Raw genomic sequence first — 17,248 nt, 5'->3', positions numbered from 1 at the left:
ACAGCCCTAGCTTGGGCGCTACCGAACACAACCTCCGGGTAACGCCATGACTTCGCTGACCAGACTGCTCCGCTGCGCCGTGCTGCCGCTCGCCTTCGCCTCTGCCCTGCTGCCGAGCGCCCAGGCGCAGGACGCCCTCACTGTCGGCCTGATCCCTTCCGAGGACTCCCAGGCCATGATCAAGAGCAGCCAGCTGGTGCTCGACCAGCTGCAGGAGCGCCTGGGCATGCCGGTGAAGCCTTTCGTGGCCACCGACTACAACGGCGTGATCGAAGCGCTGCGCGCCGGCAAGCTGGACGTCGCCTACCTCGGTCCGTTCTCCTACGTGCTGGCGAACCAGGTCGCCGGCGCCGACGCCTTCGCCGTGGCGGTGACCAAGAAGACCGGCACCAGCGCCTACCACAGCCTGATCATCGCCCGTAAGGACAGCGGCATCCGCAGCCTGGACGATCTCAAGGGCCATACCTTCGCCTTCGTCGATCCCAGCTCCGCCTCCGGCCACCTGTTCCCCAAGGCCGGCCTGGAACAATCCGGCCATGACCCGAAGGTCCTGTTCTCGCGGGTGATCTTCTCCGGCTCCCACGACGCCAGCATCCTCGCCGTGGAGAACCGCAAGGTGGATGCCGCCGCCGTGGCCGACCGCATCCTCGCCGGCGCTATCAGTGCCGGACAGGTGCAGCAGGACGACTTCCAGGTCGTCTGGAAATCCGACGACATCCCCGAGTCGCCCATGGTCTGGCGCAAGAACCTCGACCCGCAGCTGCAGCAGAAGCTGGTCGCCGCGTTCGCCTCGATCAAGGATGTGCCGTGGGGCGACCAGGGCATGCTCAATGGCTTCCAGCCCACCAACGATGCTGCCTACAACGTCGTGCGCGACACCGCCAAGGTGCTCGACCTCGACCTTCGGAGCCTGAAATGATCCGCGTCGCCCAGTTGACCAAGGGCTACGGCGACAACCCGGTGCTGCGCGGGATCGACCTGCGCGTCGAGGCCGGCGAGTTCGTGGTGATCCTCGGTCAGTCCGGCGCCGGCAAGTCCACCCTGCTGCGCTGCATGAACCGCCTGGCCCAGGCCGATGGCGGCGAATTGCAGGTGGCCGGCGTCGACGCCATGCAGGCCCGCGATACTCGCGAACTGCGCCGGCGGGTGGCGATGATCTTCCAGCACCACAACGTGGTGCCGCGCCTGTCGGTGCTCAAGAACGTACTCACCGGGCGGCTGGGCTGCGTCGGCACCCTCGCCTCGGTGCTGCAGTTGTTCAGCCGCGAGGACGTCGCCCTGGCCCGCGAATGCCTGCGCCGCGTCGAACTGGAGCACAAGGCCGAGGCGCGCACTGACTCACTGTCCGGCGGGCAGATGCAGCGCGTGGGCATCGCCCGCGCGCTGGCCCAGCGACCGCAGGTGATCCTCGCCGACGAGCCGGTAGCGAGCCTCGACCCGAAGACCGCGCAGCTGGTCATGCACTACCTGCGCGAAGCCACCCGCACCCTGGGCATCACCGTGGTGTGCAACCTGCACCAGGTGGACCTGGCGCGCGAGTTCGGCGACCGCATCGTCGGCCTCGCCAACGGTCGCCTGGTGTTCGACGGCACCCGCGAGCAACTGGATGACTCGGCCCTGCGACGCATCTACCAGCAACGCCCGAGCAGCGAGGCGACCGCCTACCAGACTGCCGCCCGCGCGGTCTACGCCAGCGAAACAGGAGCCGGAGCATGAACCTGCGCAGCCACCACTGGATGGTCGAAACACCGCAAACCAAACGCGGCTGGCTGACCACCGGCGCCGCCGTGCTGGCGGTGCTCTACCTGCTGCACTGGAGCGCCGAGGGCGCGCAGCTGAGCTGGAGCGAACTGGCCAGCGGCCTGCCACAGATCGGCGACTTCCTCAGCCGCTCGCTGCCGCCGGACCTGAGCATCCTGCCGAGCCTCTGGGGCCCGGCGCTGGAGACCCTGCAGATCGCCCTCTGGGGCACCCTGCTGGGCATTGTCCTGGCCGTGCCGCTGGGCTTCCTCGCCGCGCGCAACCTGCACGGCAACCGCTGGCTGTACCTGGCCACGCGCCAGTTGCTCAACGTCATCCGCAGCATCAACGAGCTGATCCTCGCCCTGGTGTTCGTCTCGGCGGTCGGTCTCGGGCCCTTCCCTGGCGTGCTGGCCCTGGCGCTGCACGGCGTGGGCATGCTCGGCAAATTCTTCGCCGAGAGCATCGAGGAGATCGACCAGGGCCCCATCGAGGCACTGCAGGCCACCGGTGCACGCCCCTTGCAAGTGATCGTCTTCGGCGTGCTGCCGCAGGTGATCACCGCCTGGATCGCCGTAGTGCTCTACCGCTTCGAGGTCAACCTGCGCTCGGCCACCGTGCTCGGCATGGTCGGTGCCGGCGGCCTGGGCTTCGAGCTGGTCAGCAGCCTGAAGCTGTTCAAGTACCAGGAGACCGCTACCTGCATCGTCGTCATCACCCTCATGGTGGTGCTCGCCGACCTGCTCTCCAACCGCCTGCGCCACGCCATCCAGGGTAACGGCCGGCACTGACCGACCCGGCCCCGCCCTTTCCCCCTTCCGCCCCAGCCTCCTGCCGCGTGTGCCTGCCTGGCACACGCTTGGCAGGCGCATGCCCGGAGTTTGCCCAGGATGCCCGCACCCGCCGTTATCGGTCTGGCCGATGCCCACCTGCGAACAATCGATTGGAACGAAACCGACGAGGCCCCGAGCATGGCCCCACGTTCAAACAACAACAAGGAACTGCCCATGCCTGCCCGATTCCACAATCCGGTCGCCACCGTTTTCGGTGGCGGCAGCCTGGAGCGCATCGCCGACCTGTGCGAAGGCAAGGTCGCCCTGGTGACCTTCCCCGAAGCCGCGCAACTGGGGCTGATCGACCGTGTTCGCGACTTGCTCGGCGACCGCCTCGCCCATGTCATCAACGACGTGCAGCCCAATCCCGACGTGGCCTGGCTGCGCGACGTGCACGAGCGCTTCTGGCGTGAAGCAGCCGACTGCACCACCGTCTTCGCTCTCGGCGGCGGCAGCGCCATCGACACCGCCAAGGCGCTGATCGTGGGCACCGCTTCCGGCCGCTTCGACGAACTGCTCGACCTGCTGGCCGCCGGCAAGCCCTTCGTCCCGGCACGCCACAAGACACTGATCGCCGCGCCGACCACCGCCGGCACCGGCAGCGAAGTGACGCCCTGGGCCACCCTCTGGGACGCCGAGCAGCAGAAGAAGTACTCCCTGCACCTGGACTGCACCTGGCCCAGGGTCGCGCTGATCGACCCGGACCTGATGCTCAGCGTGCCCGCCGGGGTGACGGTGTCCACCGGGCTGGACGCTTTGTCCCACGCGCTGGAATCGATCTGGAACCACAACGCCAACCCGATTTCCGACACCTTCGCCCTCTCTGCCATCGAGGACATCCTCGACTGCCTGCCGCGCCTGCAACAGGACCTCGGCAACCGCGAACTACGCTCACGCATGGCGCTGGCCGCGCTGAAGGCCGGCATGGCCTTCTCCAACACCAAGACCGCACTGGCCCACTCCATCTCCTACGAGATGACCCTGCGCCACGGCCTGCCCCACGGCATCGCCTGCTCCTTCACCCTGCCGCTGGTGCTGGGGCTGGCCTGGGGCCGCGACGCCGACCGCGACCGCGTGTTGCAACGCGTCTTCGGCAGCGACCTGAAGGGCGCACAGCAGCGCCTGCGCGAATTCCTCCATCGCCTCGGGGTCAAGACCGAGTTCGGCGACTACGGCGTGACTGCCGCCGAAGCCGAAGCGATGATCGATTTCGCCATGCAGGGCGCCCGCGGGCGCAACTTCATCGGCTCGCAGGCCGCCTGACGCCGTCCTTCACCGGGCGGTCCTGGCTGCCGCCTTTTCCTGTTGCTCCGAAGACCTATCGCACCGAACAAGAGTGCCGACACGCCGAGCTTTCAGCCGGCGCGAGCGAACAAGAAGGAAAACCGCCATGAACCGTGCACAAACCCTGTCTGGTCCCGTCTCAGCCGTCACCCCGTTTCGTCTTGCCCAATGGCGCATGCTGCTGGCCGCCATGTTCTGCTACCTGTTCTTCTATACCGGCCGCCAGACCTTCGGATTCGCCATCCCCGGCATCCAGGCCGAGTTCGGCCTGAGCAAGGAAACCCTCGGCTGGGCCTCCAGTGCCATGCTCTGGATGTATGCCATCGGCCAGGCGATCAACGGCAACCTCGCCGACAAATTCGGCGGCCGGCGCATCATGAGCCTGGGTGCGGTGCTGTCCTGCGGCGCCAACTGGGTCGCCAGCTTCGCCAGCGGCTTCGGCAGCCTGATCCTGCCGTGGAGCATCAACGGCTACTTCCAGGCCCTGGGCTGGGCGCCGGGAAGTCGCCTGCTGTCGAACTGGTGGAGCGCCGCCGAGCGCGGCAAGGTCTACGGCTTCTACGTATTCGCCGCCGGTTGCGCCTCGGTGCTGTCCTACGTCACCTCGGTGGTCGTGATTGACGTGCTGCACCTGGAATGGCGCTGGATCTTCCGCCTGCCGGTACTGTTGATGCTCGCTGGCGGCATCGTCTTCTACCTCGTCGCTCGCGAACGCCCGCAGGACCTGGGCTTCGAACCGCTGGCCGACACCGGCGTGGCGAATGCCGAAGACCGCTCCAGCGAGGCAGCCCACGGTGAAGAGGAAACCTCGACCCAGCGCTACCTCGCCGTGCTGAAGAACCCGCGCCTGCTGGTCGCCGCGCTGTCGCTGGGCTTCCAGAACGCCGCGCGCTACGGGCTGATCGTCTGGGTGCCGGTGCACTTCCTCGGCGCCGACTGGCAGAAGGGCCAGAGCTTCATCGACCCGAAGTGGATCACCATCGCCCTGCCGGTCGGCATGGCCGTGGGCGCCCTGAGCAACGGCTGGGTGTCCGACCGCCTGTTCGGCAGCAAGCGCTACCGCGCGATCATGCTCTACATGGTGCTCGGTGCCCTCACCAGCCTGTGGATGTGGAGCCTGCCGGCGCACAGCAGCATCGGCCTGCTCGCGCTGTTCCTCTGCGGCTTCTTCGTCTACGGCCCGGCGTCGAGCTTCTGGGCGCTCTGCCCGGACCTGGTCGGCGCGCGTCGCGCCGGTACCGCCACCGGGATCATGAACTTCTCCTCCTACCTCTTCGCGGGTCTGGCCGAACCCCTGATCGGTCGCATGCTGGACACGACAGGCAATACTTCCCTGATCTTCATCGTGGTCACCGCGGCCTGCGTGTGCAGCGCGGTGGTCGCCCTGTTCGTCCGGCGCTGAGGGCATGGCCATGTGGCAAGCCCTCGTCATAGAGAGACCTCATGTACCAGTACCACAAGTGGTTGCGCTCCTTTCACGCTGTAGCCCGCACTGGCAGCTTCACCCAGGCGGCGGCGTTGCTGAGCGTTGGCCAGCCGACCATCAGCGAGCAGGTCAGCGGCCTGGAGAAGCGCTTCTCGGTGGAGCTGTTCCACCGGCGCGGGCGCTTCATCGAGCTGAGCCCGGCCGGGCAACAGCTCTACGCGATCACCCAGGGCCTGTTCGGCCAGGAGGACGAAGCCTTGCAACTGCTGCAGAGCTTCCAGCAGCGCAAGCAGGGCATGCTGCGCCTCGGTGCGGTGTCGCCGCCGATTGCCATGAGCCTGACCTACTCGCTGATGCAGCGTTACCCGCACATCGAGCTGGAGACCTCCTTCACCAGCGAAGCCGGCACCCTGGAACGGCTGTACAACTTCGACATCGATGTGGCGATCCTCGCCCTCTCGGAGTTCGACCAGCGCTTGAGCACGCAGCTCTACCGCACCTGCCCGATCCTTGCGGTGGTGCGCGACGATCACCCCTGGGCGCAGCAGGCATCGGTCAGCGTGCAGGAGATCGCCAGGGAGCGCGTGGTCCTGCGCGAACCGGCTTCGCGCACCCGCCAGCTGGTGGAAGAAGGCTGCCGCCGGCATGGCGTGGAACTGGACTGTGCGATGCAGCTGAACAGCCGCGAGGCCATCGTCCATGCGGTGGTGCACGGCATCGGCGTGGGCTTCGTTTCGGCGGTGGAATACGCCGACCGGCCGGGCACGCGCTCCATCGCCTTCGCCGAGGACCCGTTCCACATCAGCTACTACCTGTGCTGCCTGGGCATCCGCCGCAAGCGGCCGATCATCGCCGAGCTGTTCGACACCACGGTCTGATCCTCACCCCGAACACTGCGTGAAACCGCGAGCCTGCCACGACGCCGGGCGGGCCGCGCTCACGCTGCTTTTCACAAATCCCCCTCACAGGAGCACCACCATGCATTACCAGCAACCCCAGCAACTGCAAGCGGCCATCCTCGACTGGGCCGGCACCGTGGTCGATTTCGGCTCCTTCGCGCCGACCCAGATCTTCGTCGAAGCCTTCGCCGAGTTCGGCGTGCAGGTCAGCCTGGAAGAAGCCCGTGGCCCGATGGGCATGGGCAAGTGGGACCACATCCGCACCCTGTGCGACATTCCCGCCATCGGCGAACGCTACCGCGCGGCCTTCGGCCACCTGCCCACCGATGACGACGTCACCGCCATCTACGAACGCTTCATGCCGCTGCAGATCGAGAAGATCGCCGAGCATTCGGCGCTGATCCCCGGTGCGCTGGACGCCATCGCCACACTGCGCAAACAGGGGCTGAAGATCGGCTCCTGCTCCGGCTACCCAGCGGTGGTGATGGAGAAGGTCGTCGCCCTGGCCAAGACCAACGGCTTTGTCGCCGACCACGTGGTCGCCACCGATGAAGTGCCCAACGGCCGCCCGCACCCCGCGCAGGCGCTGGCCAACGTGATCGCCCTGGGCATCAATGACGTCGCCGCCTGCGTGAAGGTCGACGACACCTGGCCGGGCATCCTCGAAGGCCGCAGCGCCGGCATGTGGACCGTGGCGCTGACCTGCTCGGGCAACGCCCTGGGCCTGACCTACGAGCAGTACAAGGCGTTGCCGGCCGGGAAGCTGGAGCAGGAGCGCCGCCGCATCGAGCAGATGTTCGAAGGCTCGCGGCCGCACTACCTGATCGACACCATTGTCGACCTGCCGGCGGTGATCGCCGATATCAATGCGCGCCTGGCGCGGGGGGAAATGCCACAGGCCTGCTGAGCTCCCACCCGCTGGCCCCATCCTGTAGAGGGTGTCCCGAACACCGGGCCGCTGATCATTCGCCGGCTGAACTGGGCGTAGGATGGGTGGAGCGCAGCGATACCCATCGCCCCCTCGCACCATCAGCAGGGGTATCGCTGCGCTCCACCCATCCTACAAACAGCTCGCCGGACACATCGAATCGAGAGCTTGTACGGCGCTCTTCAGTGCCCCGAATACGGCGGATACTTGTCCCCCGGCACCCGCCGCTGGCCCTGCGGGTCAGGGCCGCCATGGGGAGCGCGAGGCGGATGCGGCGGGTCGATCTGCGGATCGGCGAGGTCTGGCGAATCCGGGTCGAAACCCAGCTCCGGATCGATATGCCGCGAACCGCCAAGGGGCACCTGACGCTGCGGGTAACCGGGCAACCCGCGCTTGTCGCCGGGGCCGGACCTGTCCGGCCAGCGTTCAGGGGCAACGCCCGGGCGTTCTCTGATTTCACCGTGGCCTTTCATGCTCACCTCCTGGGTTGATCCATGTCCTGCGGTGGACGCGAAGCCGGCGGGAAGGTTTCAGCCGATTGCCGGGCGGTGCGCAGGGTGAGAATGCTCGCCGCGAAAGCCGGCACTCTAGACCATGGTCGCAAAGACCCCTGCCTTCATCTGTGACACCTTCGCGCGCTTTTTTAGCACCCCCGGAGTCACCGCATGCCCTCGCCTCTCTCCTCCAGCCCGCTCGCGCGCCTGAGCGCCCTCGCCCTGCTCGGCGGCATCGCCGCCCCGGCCAGCGCCGACTTCCTGGAGGACAGCAGCGCACGCCTGGAATCGCGCACCTTCTATTTCAACCGCGACTTCCGCGATGGCAGCTCGTCCAATCCGCAGGGTGCCTCCAAGCGCGAGGAAAGCGCGCAGGGCTTCATCCTGAATCTGCAATCGGGCTACACCGCAGGCACCGTCGGCTTCGGCGTGGACGCTCTGGCCATGCTCGGCGTCAAGCTCGACTCCAGCCCCGCGAACAGCAACAGCGGGCTGCTGCCCTCCAGCGGCCACGACCCGCGCCACTCTGCCGACCAGTACGCCAAGGCCGGCGTCGCCGGCAAGCTGCGCGTCTCCCATACCCAGTTCAGGTACGGCGCGATGCTGCCGGACATGCCGCTGCTCAAGTACAACGACGGCCGCCTGCTGCCCAACATGTTCCACGGCGCGCAGCTGACCAGCGAGGAGATCGCCCACCTCAAGCTCACCGCCACGCGCCTGGAGCGCTACACCGCGCGCGACTCCACCGATGCCCAGGACGTGCGCCTGAACTGCAAGAACAAGCGCTACGCCTGCGACACCACCGGCAACCGCTTCGACTCCTACCAGGCGGATTACCAGATCAACGACCAGCTCCTGCTGCAATACGCCCAGGGCGGGCTGGAGAACGTCTACCGCCAGCGCTACGTCGGCATCGTCGGCAAGCAGGCGGTGGGCGCCGGCCAGCTCACCGCCGACCTGCGCGGGTTCGACAGCGACGACGACGGCTCGGCCCGCGCCGGCGCGATCGACAACCGCGCCTTGAGCCTGCTGTTGTCCTACGCCCAGGGCGGCCACGTGTTCAGCGCCGGCTGGCAGCGCATGAACGGCGATACCTCCATGCCCTACCTCGACGGCAGCAATCCCTACCTCGCCAACTACGTGCAGGTGAACGACTTCGCCAACGCCCGGGAGCGCTCCTGGCAACTGCGCTACGACTTCGACCTGCGCAGCGTCGGCGTGCCCGGCCTGAGCCTCATGACCCGCTACGTCAACGGCGACCACATCGCCCTGGCCAACGGCGACGAAGGCAAGGAATGGGAACGCGACGTGGAGTTCAAGTACGTGATCCAGGCCGGCACCTTCAAGGACCTCAACCTGCGCCTGCGCAATGCCACCTACCGCACCAACTACGAACAGTCGGCGCGTGACGTGGATGAGGTGCGGCTGATCGCGAGTTACAACTTCTCGATTCTCTGAAGTGCCTGAGCGGGCCCTGCGCGATCCGCTGGCAGGGCCGGCGCCGGTGTTGGTCTGTTGCTTCGGCTTGGGTGTTTCTGCGCCGCTCGGGCGTGCGTGGATGTTTCGCTGGAAGACTCATAAAAGCCACAGCGCGAACCGGAGCCGGCAACTTTGCAGGAGCGAACTTGCGCGGGCATTGATGGGTATCGCTGCGCTCCACGCCATCCTACGTTCTTGTCACGCCGTGATTTCGAGGTGGATGGAAGCTCCGGGCACAGGCGAAATCCAATAGCAACCGCACGGCTCCGGCTCTGACTTGATAAGTTTTCCAGAGAAACACCCGCCCACTCCGGAGTGCCCCGTTCAGGAGGCCTCGTTGAATTGGAGTTTCGGGGGTTGAGCGACATGGATGTCGCGAGAGCGGCGATGGGCCAGGGACGGCCCTTCGCCGCGGGCCCCTGAAACTTCAATTCAACGAGGGAATTTTTCGCCTAAGCGAAAAACCGGATGATTGGGGCGAGACCTTTGCCTCCTTTGGGTCTCTCCAAAGGAGGTCGCCCGAGGGGGCGAAACAAGAAGTCAACGCGCACGCCGCAGCGGCGCGGGGAAAACCTGAGACGAGGCAAACACATCACGGACGGAGTCCGCTCCTACGAAACACCACCAGCGCCCTACAGGTGAGCACTCTCGTTCCTACAGATTGGGAAGCCAGATGAGGCAGATTTCACTCTGTCGGCAACGTCCTGCCTCGGGATCGCCGTTACCAACCGAAAAATCTCACGGGCCATTAGCCTTGCGGGCCTACGAGCGCCGTCCCTAGCCTCTGGTTCGCCGCAGCGTCATCGCGGTCGGGTGTAGGAACCCGGTAAGGAGTCAGAAAGCGGTAGCTCTGTAGCCACGATTCACGGAAGTTGTCTGGTGACTCGTGCCTCTATGGCGGCCGTGTTAGGAGGCTTCGGCCTGCCCGTTTTTGGCTCCTTTGTACGGGTTTCCTACCCTCGCACGGTCCGCCTCTCTACCCGTAGGAAGGTCGATTGGCGGCTACTCGATCCCTAAAGAGAGCCGACATGAACTATCCCCCTTTCTCCCCCGCGCACCGCCCCTCATCACGCCAGGATTCAACCCTCCCCACGGAGGTGCCCCATGCGTGAATTTCTCCCTGTTGCCTTGACCGGCCAGTTCGGCGAGGAAGTCCTCTTCATCAACGCCCTGGCCCCGGTCGAGCACCTGCGCGAAGCCGCCCTGCGCCGCATCACGGCGGTCGAGGACCTGCTGCAACTGATGGAAGACGACAGCGACAGTGGCCTGATCCGCGCCACCGCCCGCTTTGCCTCGGCTCTGGCCCCGCTGGTCAGCGAGGCCCGCCAGCTCTACGAGCTGGCCCTGGAGCGCCCCGGCTGCCAGGCGGGGCCGATGGAGGGGTGAGTTTCGCCACCGGGTCGGCCCGAAGTGCCGGCCCGGCGAGCGGTGCCTCACTTCTTGGCCGTGAGCGTGCTGTAGCTGGTGATCAGGTTGCGGTAATCGGGGATGTGATTGGAGAACAGCGCGGCAAGGCCTTCGATGTCGTTGCGCCAGTCGCGGTGCAGCTCACAGGCCACGCCGAACCAGGTCATCATCTGCGCGCCGGCGGCTTCCATGCGGCGCCAGGCGGCGTCACGGGTGACTTCGTTGAAGGTGCCCGAGGCGTCGGCGACGACGAAGACGTCGAAGCCCTCTTCCAGCGCCGACAGCGCCGGGAAGGCCACGCAGACCTCGGTGACCACGCCGGCAATGATCAACTGCTTCTTGCCGGTGGCCTTCACCGCTTTCACGAAGTCCTCGTTGTCCCAGGCGTTGATGTTGCCCGGGCGGGCGATGTAGGGCGCGTCGGGGAACAGGTCCTTCAGCTCCGGCACCAGCGGGCCGTTGGGGCCGCTCTCGAAGCTGGTGGTGAGGATGGTCGGCAGCTTGAAGTACTTGGCCAGGTCGGCCAGGGCCAGGACGTTGTTCTTGAACTTGTCCGGTTCGATGTCACGTACCAGCGAGAGCAGACCGGCCTGGTGATCGACCAGCAGTACGGCGGCCTGGGTCTTGTCGAGACGGATATAGGGCTTGCTCATGGCGTTTCCTCTGGATGAAGGTCACCCGGCGTGCGGCGCCGGGCCGGTAATGAGTCAGCGGTACTGCGTGCTCGCTCAGTTCATGCGCGTGAGCCGGTGCAATGGCGGGAAACAAGCGTAGGACATGGAGTCCGGTACGCGGGTACAAAAAGATTGCACTTGGACTCCTTCTGCCGGTCCACGGTGAAGGAATTTGGCGAAGGGATGATGACGACTCACGCTTCAGACTTCCCTTACAGATCTATCCAGCGACAGTTCCTTACCATCCGTCGACATTGTTGCTGTAACCAGTTCTTCCCAATGGAAATATTCGCTAAATGTCTAAGCTGAAAACTGTAGGAAGCATGTGGGGGAACCAGCGCCATGGCCAGGACCGTTAAAGAGCGCGCAACCGTGATTTGCCGGCTCGACGACAAGATTCTGTTCGTCCGCAAGGCCAAGTCGAAATGGAACCTCCCCGGCGGCCGCATCGAGGCCGACGAACGCCCTGGCCAAGCCGCCATGCGCGAGCTGATCGAGGAAACCGGGCTGGCCATCGAGCAGATGAACTACGTGGCGCCGCTGGAGCTGTACCAGACGCTGCACTATGTGTTCGAGACGCCGGTCGACCCGGCGCAACAGCCCACCCCGCTGAACGAAATCGCCGACTGCCGCTGGTTCACCCCCGAAGAGGCGCGCAAGCGCAACATCAACAAGTCAGTACGTCGCCTGCTGCGCTCGTGCCTGAAGGCTGGCTGATGGGCTGACGGACGGCGCGCATCAGGGTATCTTCAGCACCTTCCTACAACACCCTTCCCAGGAATCGTGCCTCGATGCTTCGCGCCGCCCTGCTCTGTGCCACCGTACTGTTTTCCAGCCTTGCCCTTGCCCAGGTCGAGGTGAAGCCGGTGCAGCATTCCAAGGTGGGGGAAGTGCTGGCGGTGCGGATCAGCGAGGATATTGCGCCGGGCGATTACGAACGCCTGTTCAAGGGGCTGATCGCCAACCCCGGCAAGTTCGCCCGCAAGGTGGCGCTGCTGGACAGCATCGGTGGCAGCGCCGCGGAAGCGATCAAGATGGGGCGCCTGTTGCGCGAATCCGGCTTCGAAACCCTGGTGCCGACCAACAGCGTCTGCCAGGGCTCGTGCGTCTACCTGCTGGCCGCCGGCAAGCATCGCACCGTGCGTGGTTACGTCGGCCTGCACCGTCCTTACTACCCCGCTGGGGATTCGTCCCAGGCGGCGGGCAGCTACAACGCGCGCACCTACTTGCGTGACATGGATATTCCGCCGGAGCTGGCCGACACCATGCAGAGCATCGATCCGCAGCGCATGCGCGTGCTGACTCCGCAGGAACTGCAACGCTACCGGCTGGGCGCCACGCCCAGCCAGATCAGCGCCCGCTGATGTTCAGCGGCCACTGGTCCGCGTCGAGGTAACCGAGCAGGCGCGGCGCCTGGTCCGTCTCACTGAGGACGAAGAGCGTCGAGGCGTAGTCCGGAGTCGCCGGGTCCTTCACGCTGACCGAATGCTCCAGGTCTTCGATGCACTCGCTGTGGGTCACCAGGATCAGGTTGCGGTGCGCCACCTTGTGCTGCAGCGCCTTGCTCAGCATCGAACCTTCGCAGTCGTACAACCACTCCTCTTCCTGCGGTTCCTGGCCGAACATCGAGGTGGCGGTCTGCACGGCGCGTAGCTGCTCGCTACTGAGGATATCGGCGTTGGCCAGCCCGAGCGCGGCGAAATCCTGGCCGATTGCGTGGGCGCTTTGGCCGCCGCGCACAGTGATGCCGTCGATATTGCCAAGACACGGTGCGCTGGAGCGGTCGCAACGCTCGGCGTGGCGCACCAGCACGATCAGGTCGCCGTTCTGCCAGTGCTCGCGCAATTCGGCCTGGCGCTTGGCATCACCCACCAGCGGTGCGGGACGCGAGAAGTCCAGGGGCAGGAAGCCGCTGAGCAAGGCTATGAGCGGGAGGATCGCCAGCAATGACAGCCAACCGCGAGACAGGGAACGGATGAACTTCGGGATGGGCATGGGCTCGGCCGAACTGCAGATAGAGGGAAGGCCCGACCCATCCCTGGGGTATCCATCGCACTGCGGGTTGTCAGATGGCGGGCAAGCAAACCCTATCGCCGCGTTCGTGAAGAACCCGTTATGAATTGCTGAAGAATCCGTATCCGCCAGAAATGACCGTCTGTCGCCCCGCCGCTTTTTGCGAGCCCAACTGACGCGTTTGGCCGGGTTGGCGTCATCGCTTTCGTGATAGAAACAGCGGCACAGTGCCATCAGAGAGCCGCCGCCATGCCGTACGACGCCTCCCCGGAAAATACCGTCTACCAGACCCTCCTCGAATCCACCCGCGCCATCCCGTGGAAAATCGACTGGCGATCCATGACCTTTGCCTACATCGGCCCGCAGATCGAGGAGCTGCTGGGCTGGAGCCAGGCCAGCTGGGTCAGCGCCAACGACTGGGCCGAACGCATGCACCCCGAGGACCGCGACCGCGTGGTGAACTTCTGCGTGTCGCAGTCCCGCGAAGGCACCGACCACGAGGCGGATTACCGCGCCCTCACCTCATCCGGCGACTACGTGTGGATCCGCGATGTGGTGCACGTGGTGCGTGACGAAAACGGCGAGGTGGATTCGCTGGTCGGCTTCATGTTCGATATCAGCGAGCGCAAGCGTGCCGAAGAGCAGCTGATCATGCTGCAGCGCCAGCTGGAGGAGTATTCGTACAAGGACGGCCTGACCGGCGTGGCCAACCGGCGCATGTTCGACTCGGTGCTGGACACCGAATGGGGCAGCGCGCAGCGCAGCGGCCAGCCGCTGTCCCTGGTGCTGCTGGATATCGACTACTTCAAGCAGTTCAACGATCACTACGGGCACATCCAGGGCGACGACTGCCTGCGCACGGTGGGCAAGGCGCTGGCCGGTGCATTGCATCGGCCCAGGGACTTCATCGCACGCTTCGGCGGCGAGGAGTTCGTGCTGGTGCTGCCGGAGACCGACAGCGAGGCCGCCCGGCAGGTCGCCGAGCGTTGCCGCAGCGTGCTGCGCGAACAGCGCATCTGTCATGAGAAGTCCGCCGTATCCGACCTGCTGACCATCAGCCTGGGCGTGGGCACCGCCGTGCCGTCCTCCAGCGACCGCCCGCTGGACTTCGTCGCGGCCGTTGACCGCCTGCTCTACCAGGCCAAGCTGGCCGGGCGCGACCGGCTGGTGGCCGCGCAGTGGAACCGCGGCGACGACCTGCGACGTGACCCACCGCACTGACACGGCTGCGACGACCTGACTCGACCATCCGGGCAGGCGTCATCGTCAGAGCTGACTAAGCTCTATAGCCACACGCGCGTGCCGGCGGCAGCGCGGCGGCCTCACGAGGGACGCCGCCCACTGCGCCAACCCGATGGAACCCCTGGCCCGGAGCCGGCATTGCGTAGAGCCGACCCCGTAACCAGGACCCCTGACCATGCACGATATCGACCCCGTCGAAACCCAGGAATGGCTGGACGCGCTGGAATCCGTACTGGAAAAAGAAGGCGAAGAGCGCGCCCACTACCTGATGACTCGCTTAGGCGAGCTGGCCAGCCGCACCGGCACGCAACTGCCCTACGCCATCACCACGCCCTACCGCAACACGATTCCCGTGGGCCATGAGGCCCGCATGCCGGGCGACCTGTTCATGGAGCGACGCATCCGCTCGCTGGTGCGCTGGAACGCGCTGGCCATGGTGATGCGCGCCAACCACAAGGACCCGTCGCTGGGCGGGCACATTTCTACCTTCGCCTCCTCGGCAACGCTCTACGACATCGGCTTCAACTACTTCTTCAACGGCCCCACCGAGGAGCACGCCGGCGACCTGATCTACTTCCAGGGCCACGCCTCGCCGGGCTTCTACGCGCGCGCCTATATCGAGGGCCTGCTCACCGACGAGCAACTGGAGAACTTCCGCCAGGAGGTGGACGGCAAGGGCATCTCCTCCTACCCGCACCCGCGCCTCATGCCGAAGTTCTGGCAATTCCCGACGGTGTCCATGGGCCTGGGGCCGATCCAGGCGATCTACCAGGCGCGCTTCATGAAGTACCTGGAGAGCCGCGGGTTCATTCCCGCCGGCAAGCAGAAGGTCTGGTGCTTCCTGGGTGACGGCGAGACCGACGAGCCGGAATCCCTCGGCGCGATCTCCCTGGCCGGGCGCGAGAAGCTCGACAACCTGATCTTCGTGGTGAACTGCAACCTGCAGCGCCTGGACGGCCCGGTGCGCGGCAACGGCAAGATCATCCAGGAGCTGGAAGGCGTGTTCCGCGGCGCCAACTGGAATGTGATCAAGGTGATCTGGGGCCGCTTCTGGGACCCGCTGTTCGCCAAGGACCACGCCGGCCTGTTGCAGGCGCGCATGGACGAGGCGGTGGACGGCGACTACCAGAATTACAAGGCCAAGGACGGCGCCTATGTTCGCGAACACTTCTTCGGCGCACGGCCGGAGCTGCTGGAGATGGTCAAGGACCTCTCCGACGAGGAAATCTGGAAGCTCAACCGGGGCGGCCATGACCCGTACAAGGTCTACGCCGCCTACCACGCGGCGGTGAACCACAAGGGGCAGCCCAGCGTGGTGCTGGCCAAGACCATCAAGGGCTACGGCACCGGCACCGGCGAGGCGAAGAACATTGCCCACAACATCCACGAGATCGACGTCGAAAGCCTGCGCGCCTTCCGCGACCGCTTCGACATCCCGATCAAGGACGCGGACCTGGCCAAGCTGCCCTTCTATCGGCCCGAGGAAGGCAGCGCCGAGGCGCGCTACCTGAAGGAGCGCCGCGCCTCCCTCGGCGGCTTCATGCCTCATCGCCACGGCAACAGCCAGCGCATCCCGGCACCGCCGCTGGAGACGCTCAAGGCGCTGCTCGACGGGTCCGGCGACCGGGAGGTTTCCACCACCATGGCCTTCGTGCGGATCATCTCGCAGCTGGTCAAGGACAAGGAACTGGGCCAGCGCATCGTGCCGATCATCCCCGACGAGGCCCGTACCTTCGGCATGGAGGGCATGTTCCGCCAGCTCGGCATCTACTCCTCGGTGGGCCAGTTGTACGAGCCGGTCGACAAGGAACAGCTGATGTTCTATCGCGAGGACAAGAAGGGCCAGATCCTCGAGGAAGGCATCACCGAGGCCGGTGCCATGTCCTCCTTCATCGCCGCCGGCACCGCCTACAGCAACTACCGCCAGCCGATGCTGCCGTTCTACATCTTCTATTCGATGTTCGGCTTCCAGCGCATCGGCGACCTGGCCTGGGCGGCCGGCGACAGCCTGACCCGCGGCTTCCTGCTCGGCGGCACCGCCGGGCGCACCACCTTGAATGGCGAAGGCCTGCAGCACGAGGACGGCCACAGCCACGTGCTGGCCTCGGTCATCCCCAACTGCCGCACCTATGACCCGACCTACTCCTACGAGCTGGCGGTGATCATCCAGGAAGGCGTGCGGCAGATGATGGAGGAGCAGCAGGACGTCTTCTACTACATCACCGTGATGAACGAGAACTACCCACACCCGCCGCTGCCCGAGGGCGCCGCGGCCGGGATCATCAAGGGCATGTACCTGCTCGACGAGGACCGCCGCTCGGCCGCGCACCACGTACAGTTGCTCGGCTCGGGCACCATCCTGCGCGAGGTCGAAGCCGCCGCGAAAATCCTCCGTGAGGACTTCGGCATCGGCGCCGACGTCTGGTCGGTGCCCAGCTTCAACGAATTGCGCCGCGACGGCCTGGCAGTGGAACGCTGGAACCGCCTGCACCCGGGGCAGAAGCCCAGGTCCAGCTATGTCGAGGAATGCCTGGGCGGGCGCCGGGGACCGGTGATCGCCTCCACCGACTACATGAAGGTCTACGCCGAGCAGATTCGCCAGTGGGTGCCGAGCAAGGAATACAAGGTTCTGGGCACCGATGGATTCGGCCGCAGCGACACCCGCGCAAAACTGCGCCACTTCTTCGAAGTGGATCGTCACTGGGTGGTGCTCGCGGCGCTGGAGGCCCTGGCCGACCGCGGCGACATCGAGCCGAAGGTGGTGGCCGAGGCCATCGCCCGATTCGGCCTCGACCCGGAAAAACCCAACCCGCTGGACTGCTGAGGAGA

General features: G+C 65.9%; 16 protein-coding genes. 13 read left to right on the top strand and 3 right to left on the bottom strand.

Translation table 11 applies throughout. The features are described 5' to 3' along the window. Nucleotides 1–46 precede the first annotated feature (46 nt). The 7 genes from phnD to phnX all read left to right on the top strand — a co-directional run bounded on the left by phnD (nt 47) and on the right by phnX (nt 7,089). Nucleotides 47–919: a phosphonate ABC transporter substrate-binding protein gene (gene phnD, locus MJ122_RS24950; protein WP_239746394.1), complete on the top strand. Its 873-nt coding sequence runs from the start codon at nt 47–49 to the stop codon at nt 917–919. Next, complete coding sequence (phnC, locus tag MJ122_RS24945) at nt 916–1,716, top strand: phosphonate ABC transporter ATP-binding protein (protein ID WP_239746393.1); 801 nt, start codon at nt 916–918, stop codon at nt 1,714–1,716. The genes phnD and phnC overlap by 4 nt, the downstream gene beginning before the upstream one ends. Beyond that, nucleotides 1,713–2,531 carry a phosphonate ABC transporter, permease protein PhnE gene (phnE, locus tag MJ122_RS24940; protein ID WP_088420950.1) on the top strand — a complete coding sequence of 273 codons (819 nt, stop codon included), beginning with the start codon at nt 1,713–1,715 and terminating at the stop codon, nt 2,529–2,531. Before phnC ends, phnE begins: the two co-directional genes overlap by 4 nt. Before the next feature lie 216 nt (nt 2,532–2,747). Further along, nucleotides 2,748–3,836, top strand: a complete 1,089-nt coding sequence (gene psrA, locus MJ122_RS24935; protein ID WP_239746392.1) for an iron-containing alcohol dehydrogenase PsrA — start codon at nt 2,748–2,750, stop codon at nt 3,834–3,836. 127 nt (nt 3,837–3,963) lie between these two features. Then, complete coding sequence (locus MJ122_RS24930; RefSeq protein WP_088420949.1) at nt 3,964–5,259, top strand: MFS transporter; 1,296 nt, start codon at nt 3,964–3,966, stop codon at nt 5,257–5,259. Between the two features lie 41 nt (nt 5,260–5,300). Further along, entirely contained in the window at nt 5,301–6,161 is an 861-nt protein-coding gene (locus MJ122_RS24925) for a LysR substrate-binding domain-containing protein (RefSeq protein WP_239746391.1), read from the top strand. A gap of 100 nt (nt 6,162–6,261) precedes the next feature. Further along, nucleotides 6,262–7,089: a phosphonoacetaldehyde hydrolase gene (gene phnX / locus MJ122_RS24920; protein ID WP_239746390.1), complete on the top strand. Its 828-nt coding sequence runs from the start codon at nt 6,262–6,264 to the stop codon at nt 7,087–7,089. Nucleotides 7,090–7,292: 203 nt separating this feature from the next. Here phnX and MJ122_RS24915 read toward each other — a convergent pair whose 3' ends face one another. Beyond that, nucleotides 7,293–7,472, bottom strand: a complete 180-nt coding sequence (locus MJ122_RS24915; protein ID WP_239746471.1) for a DUF6021 family protein — start codon at nt 7,470–7,472, stop codon at nt 7,293–7,295. 303 nt (nt 7,473–7,775) lie between these two features. Here MJ122_RS24915 and MJ122_RS24910 point away from each other — a divergent pair, with 303 nt between their 5' ends. After that, nucleotides 7,776–9,062 (top strand): OprD family porin, encoded by a 1,287-nt coding sequence (locus MJ122_RS24910; RefSeq protein WP_239746389.1) that lies wholly within the window; start codon nt 7,776–7,778, stop codon nt 9,060–9,062. A 1,125-nt stretch (nt 9,063–10,187) separates the two neighbouring features. Continuing rightward, the gene (locus MJ122_RS24905) at nt 10,188–10,469 is read left to right on the top strand and encodes a hypothetical protein (protein WP_088420944.1); all 282 of its coding nucleotides are present in this window, start codon (nt 10,188–10,190) and stop codon (nt 10,467–10,469) included. 47 nt (nt 10,470–10,516) lie between these two features. On the opposite strand, the gene ycaC is transcribed toward MJ122_RS24905, so the two are convergent. Next, nucleotides 10,517–11,143, bottom strand: a complete 627-nt coding sequence (ycaC, locus tag MJ122_RS24900) for an isochorismate family cysteine hydrolase YcaC (RefSeq protein ID WP_088420943.1) — start codon at nt 11,141–11,143, stop codon at nt 10,517–10,519. 363 nt (nt 11,144–11,506) lie between these two features. On the opposite strand from ycaC, the gene MJ122_RS24895 reads away from it, so the two are divergent. Continuing rightward, nucleotides 11,507–11,881, top strand: a complete 375-nt coding sequence (locus tag MJ122_RS24895; RefSeq protein ID WP_088420942.1) for an NUDIX domain-containing protein — start codon at nt 11,507–11,509, stop codon at nt 11,879–11,881. A 74-nt stretch (nt 11,882–11,955) separates the two neighbouring features. Then, on the top strand, nt 11,956–12,528 hold the full coding sequence (locus MJ122_RS24890) for a hypothetical protein (protein WP_239746386.1): 573 nt from the start codon (nt 11,956–11,958) through the stop codon (nt 12,526–12,528). Here the strand turns inward: MJ122_RS24890 and MJ122_RS24885 are convergent. Continuing rightward, nucleotides 12,515–13,159 carry a histidine phosphatase family protein gene (locus MJ122_RS24885; RefSeq protein ID WP_037006125.1) on the bottom strand — a complete coding sequence of 215 codons (645 nt, stop codon included), beginning with the start codon at nt 13,157–13,159 and terminating at the stop codon, nt 12,515–12,517. The two genes, MJ122_RS24890 and MJ122_RS24885, sit on opposite strands and share 14 nt — an antisense overlap. Nucleotides 13,160–13,426: 267 nt before the next feature. Here MJ122_RS24885 and MJ122_RS24880 point away from each other — a divergent pair, with 267 nt between their 5' ends. Next, the gene (locus MJ122_RS24880; RefSeq protein ID WP_239746384.1) at nt 13,427–14,398 is read left to right on the top strand and encodes a sensor domain-containing diguanylate cyclase; all 972 of its coding nucleotides are present in this window, start codon (nt 13,427–13,429) and stop codon (nt 14,396–14,398) included. Between the two features lie 196 nt (nt 14,399–14,594). Next, nucleotides 14,595–17,243 (top strand): pyruvate dehydrogenase (acetyl-transferring), homodimeric type, encoded by a 2,649-nt coding sequence (aceE, locus tag MJ122_RS24875; protein WP_239746382.1) that lies wholly within the window; start codon nt 14,595–14,597, stop codon nt 17,241–17,243. Nucleotides 17,244–17,248 lie beyond the last annotated feature (5 nt).

The organism is Pseudomonas sp. DP-17 (genome assembly GCF_022380625.1).
In the GTDB taxonomy this organism is placed as follows: domain Bacteria; phylum Pseudomonadota; class Gammaproteobacteria; order Pseudomonadales; family Pseudomonadaceae; genus Pseudomonas; species Pseudomonas nitroreducens_A.
This window is presented reverse-complemented; position numbering and strand designations above follow the sequence as displayed.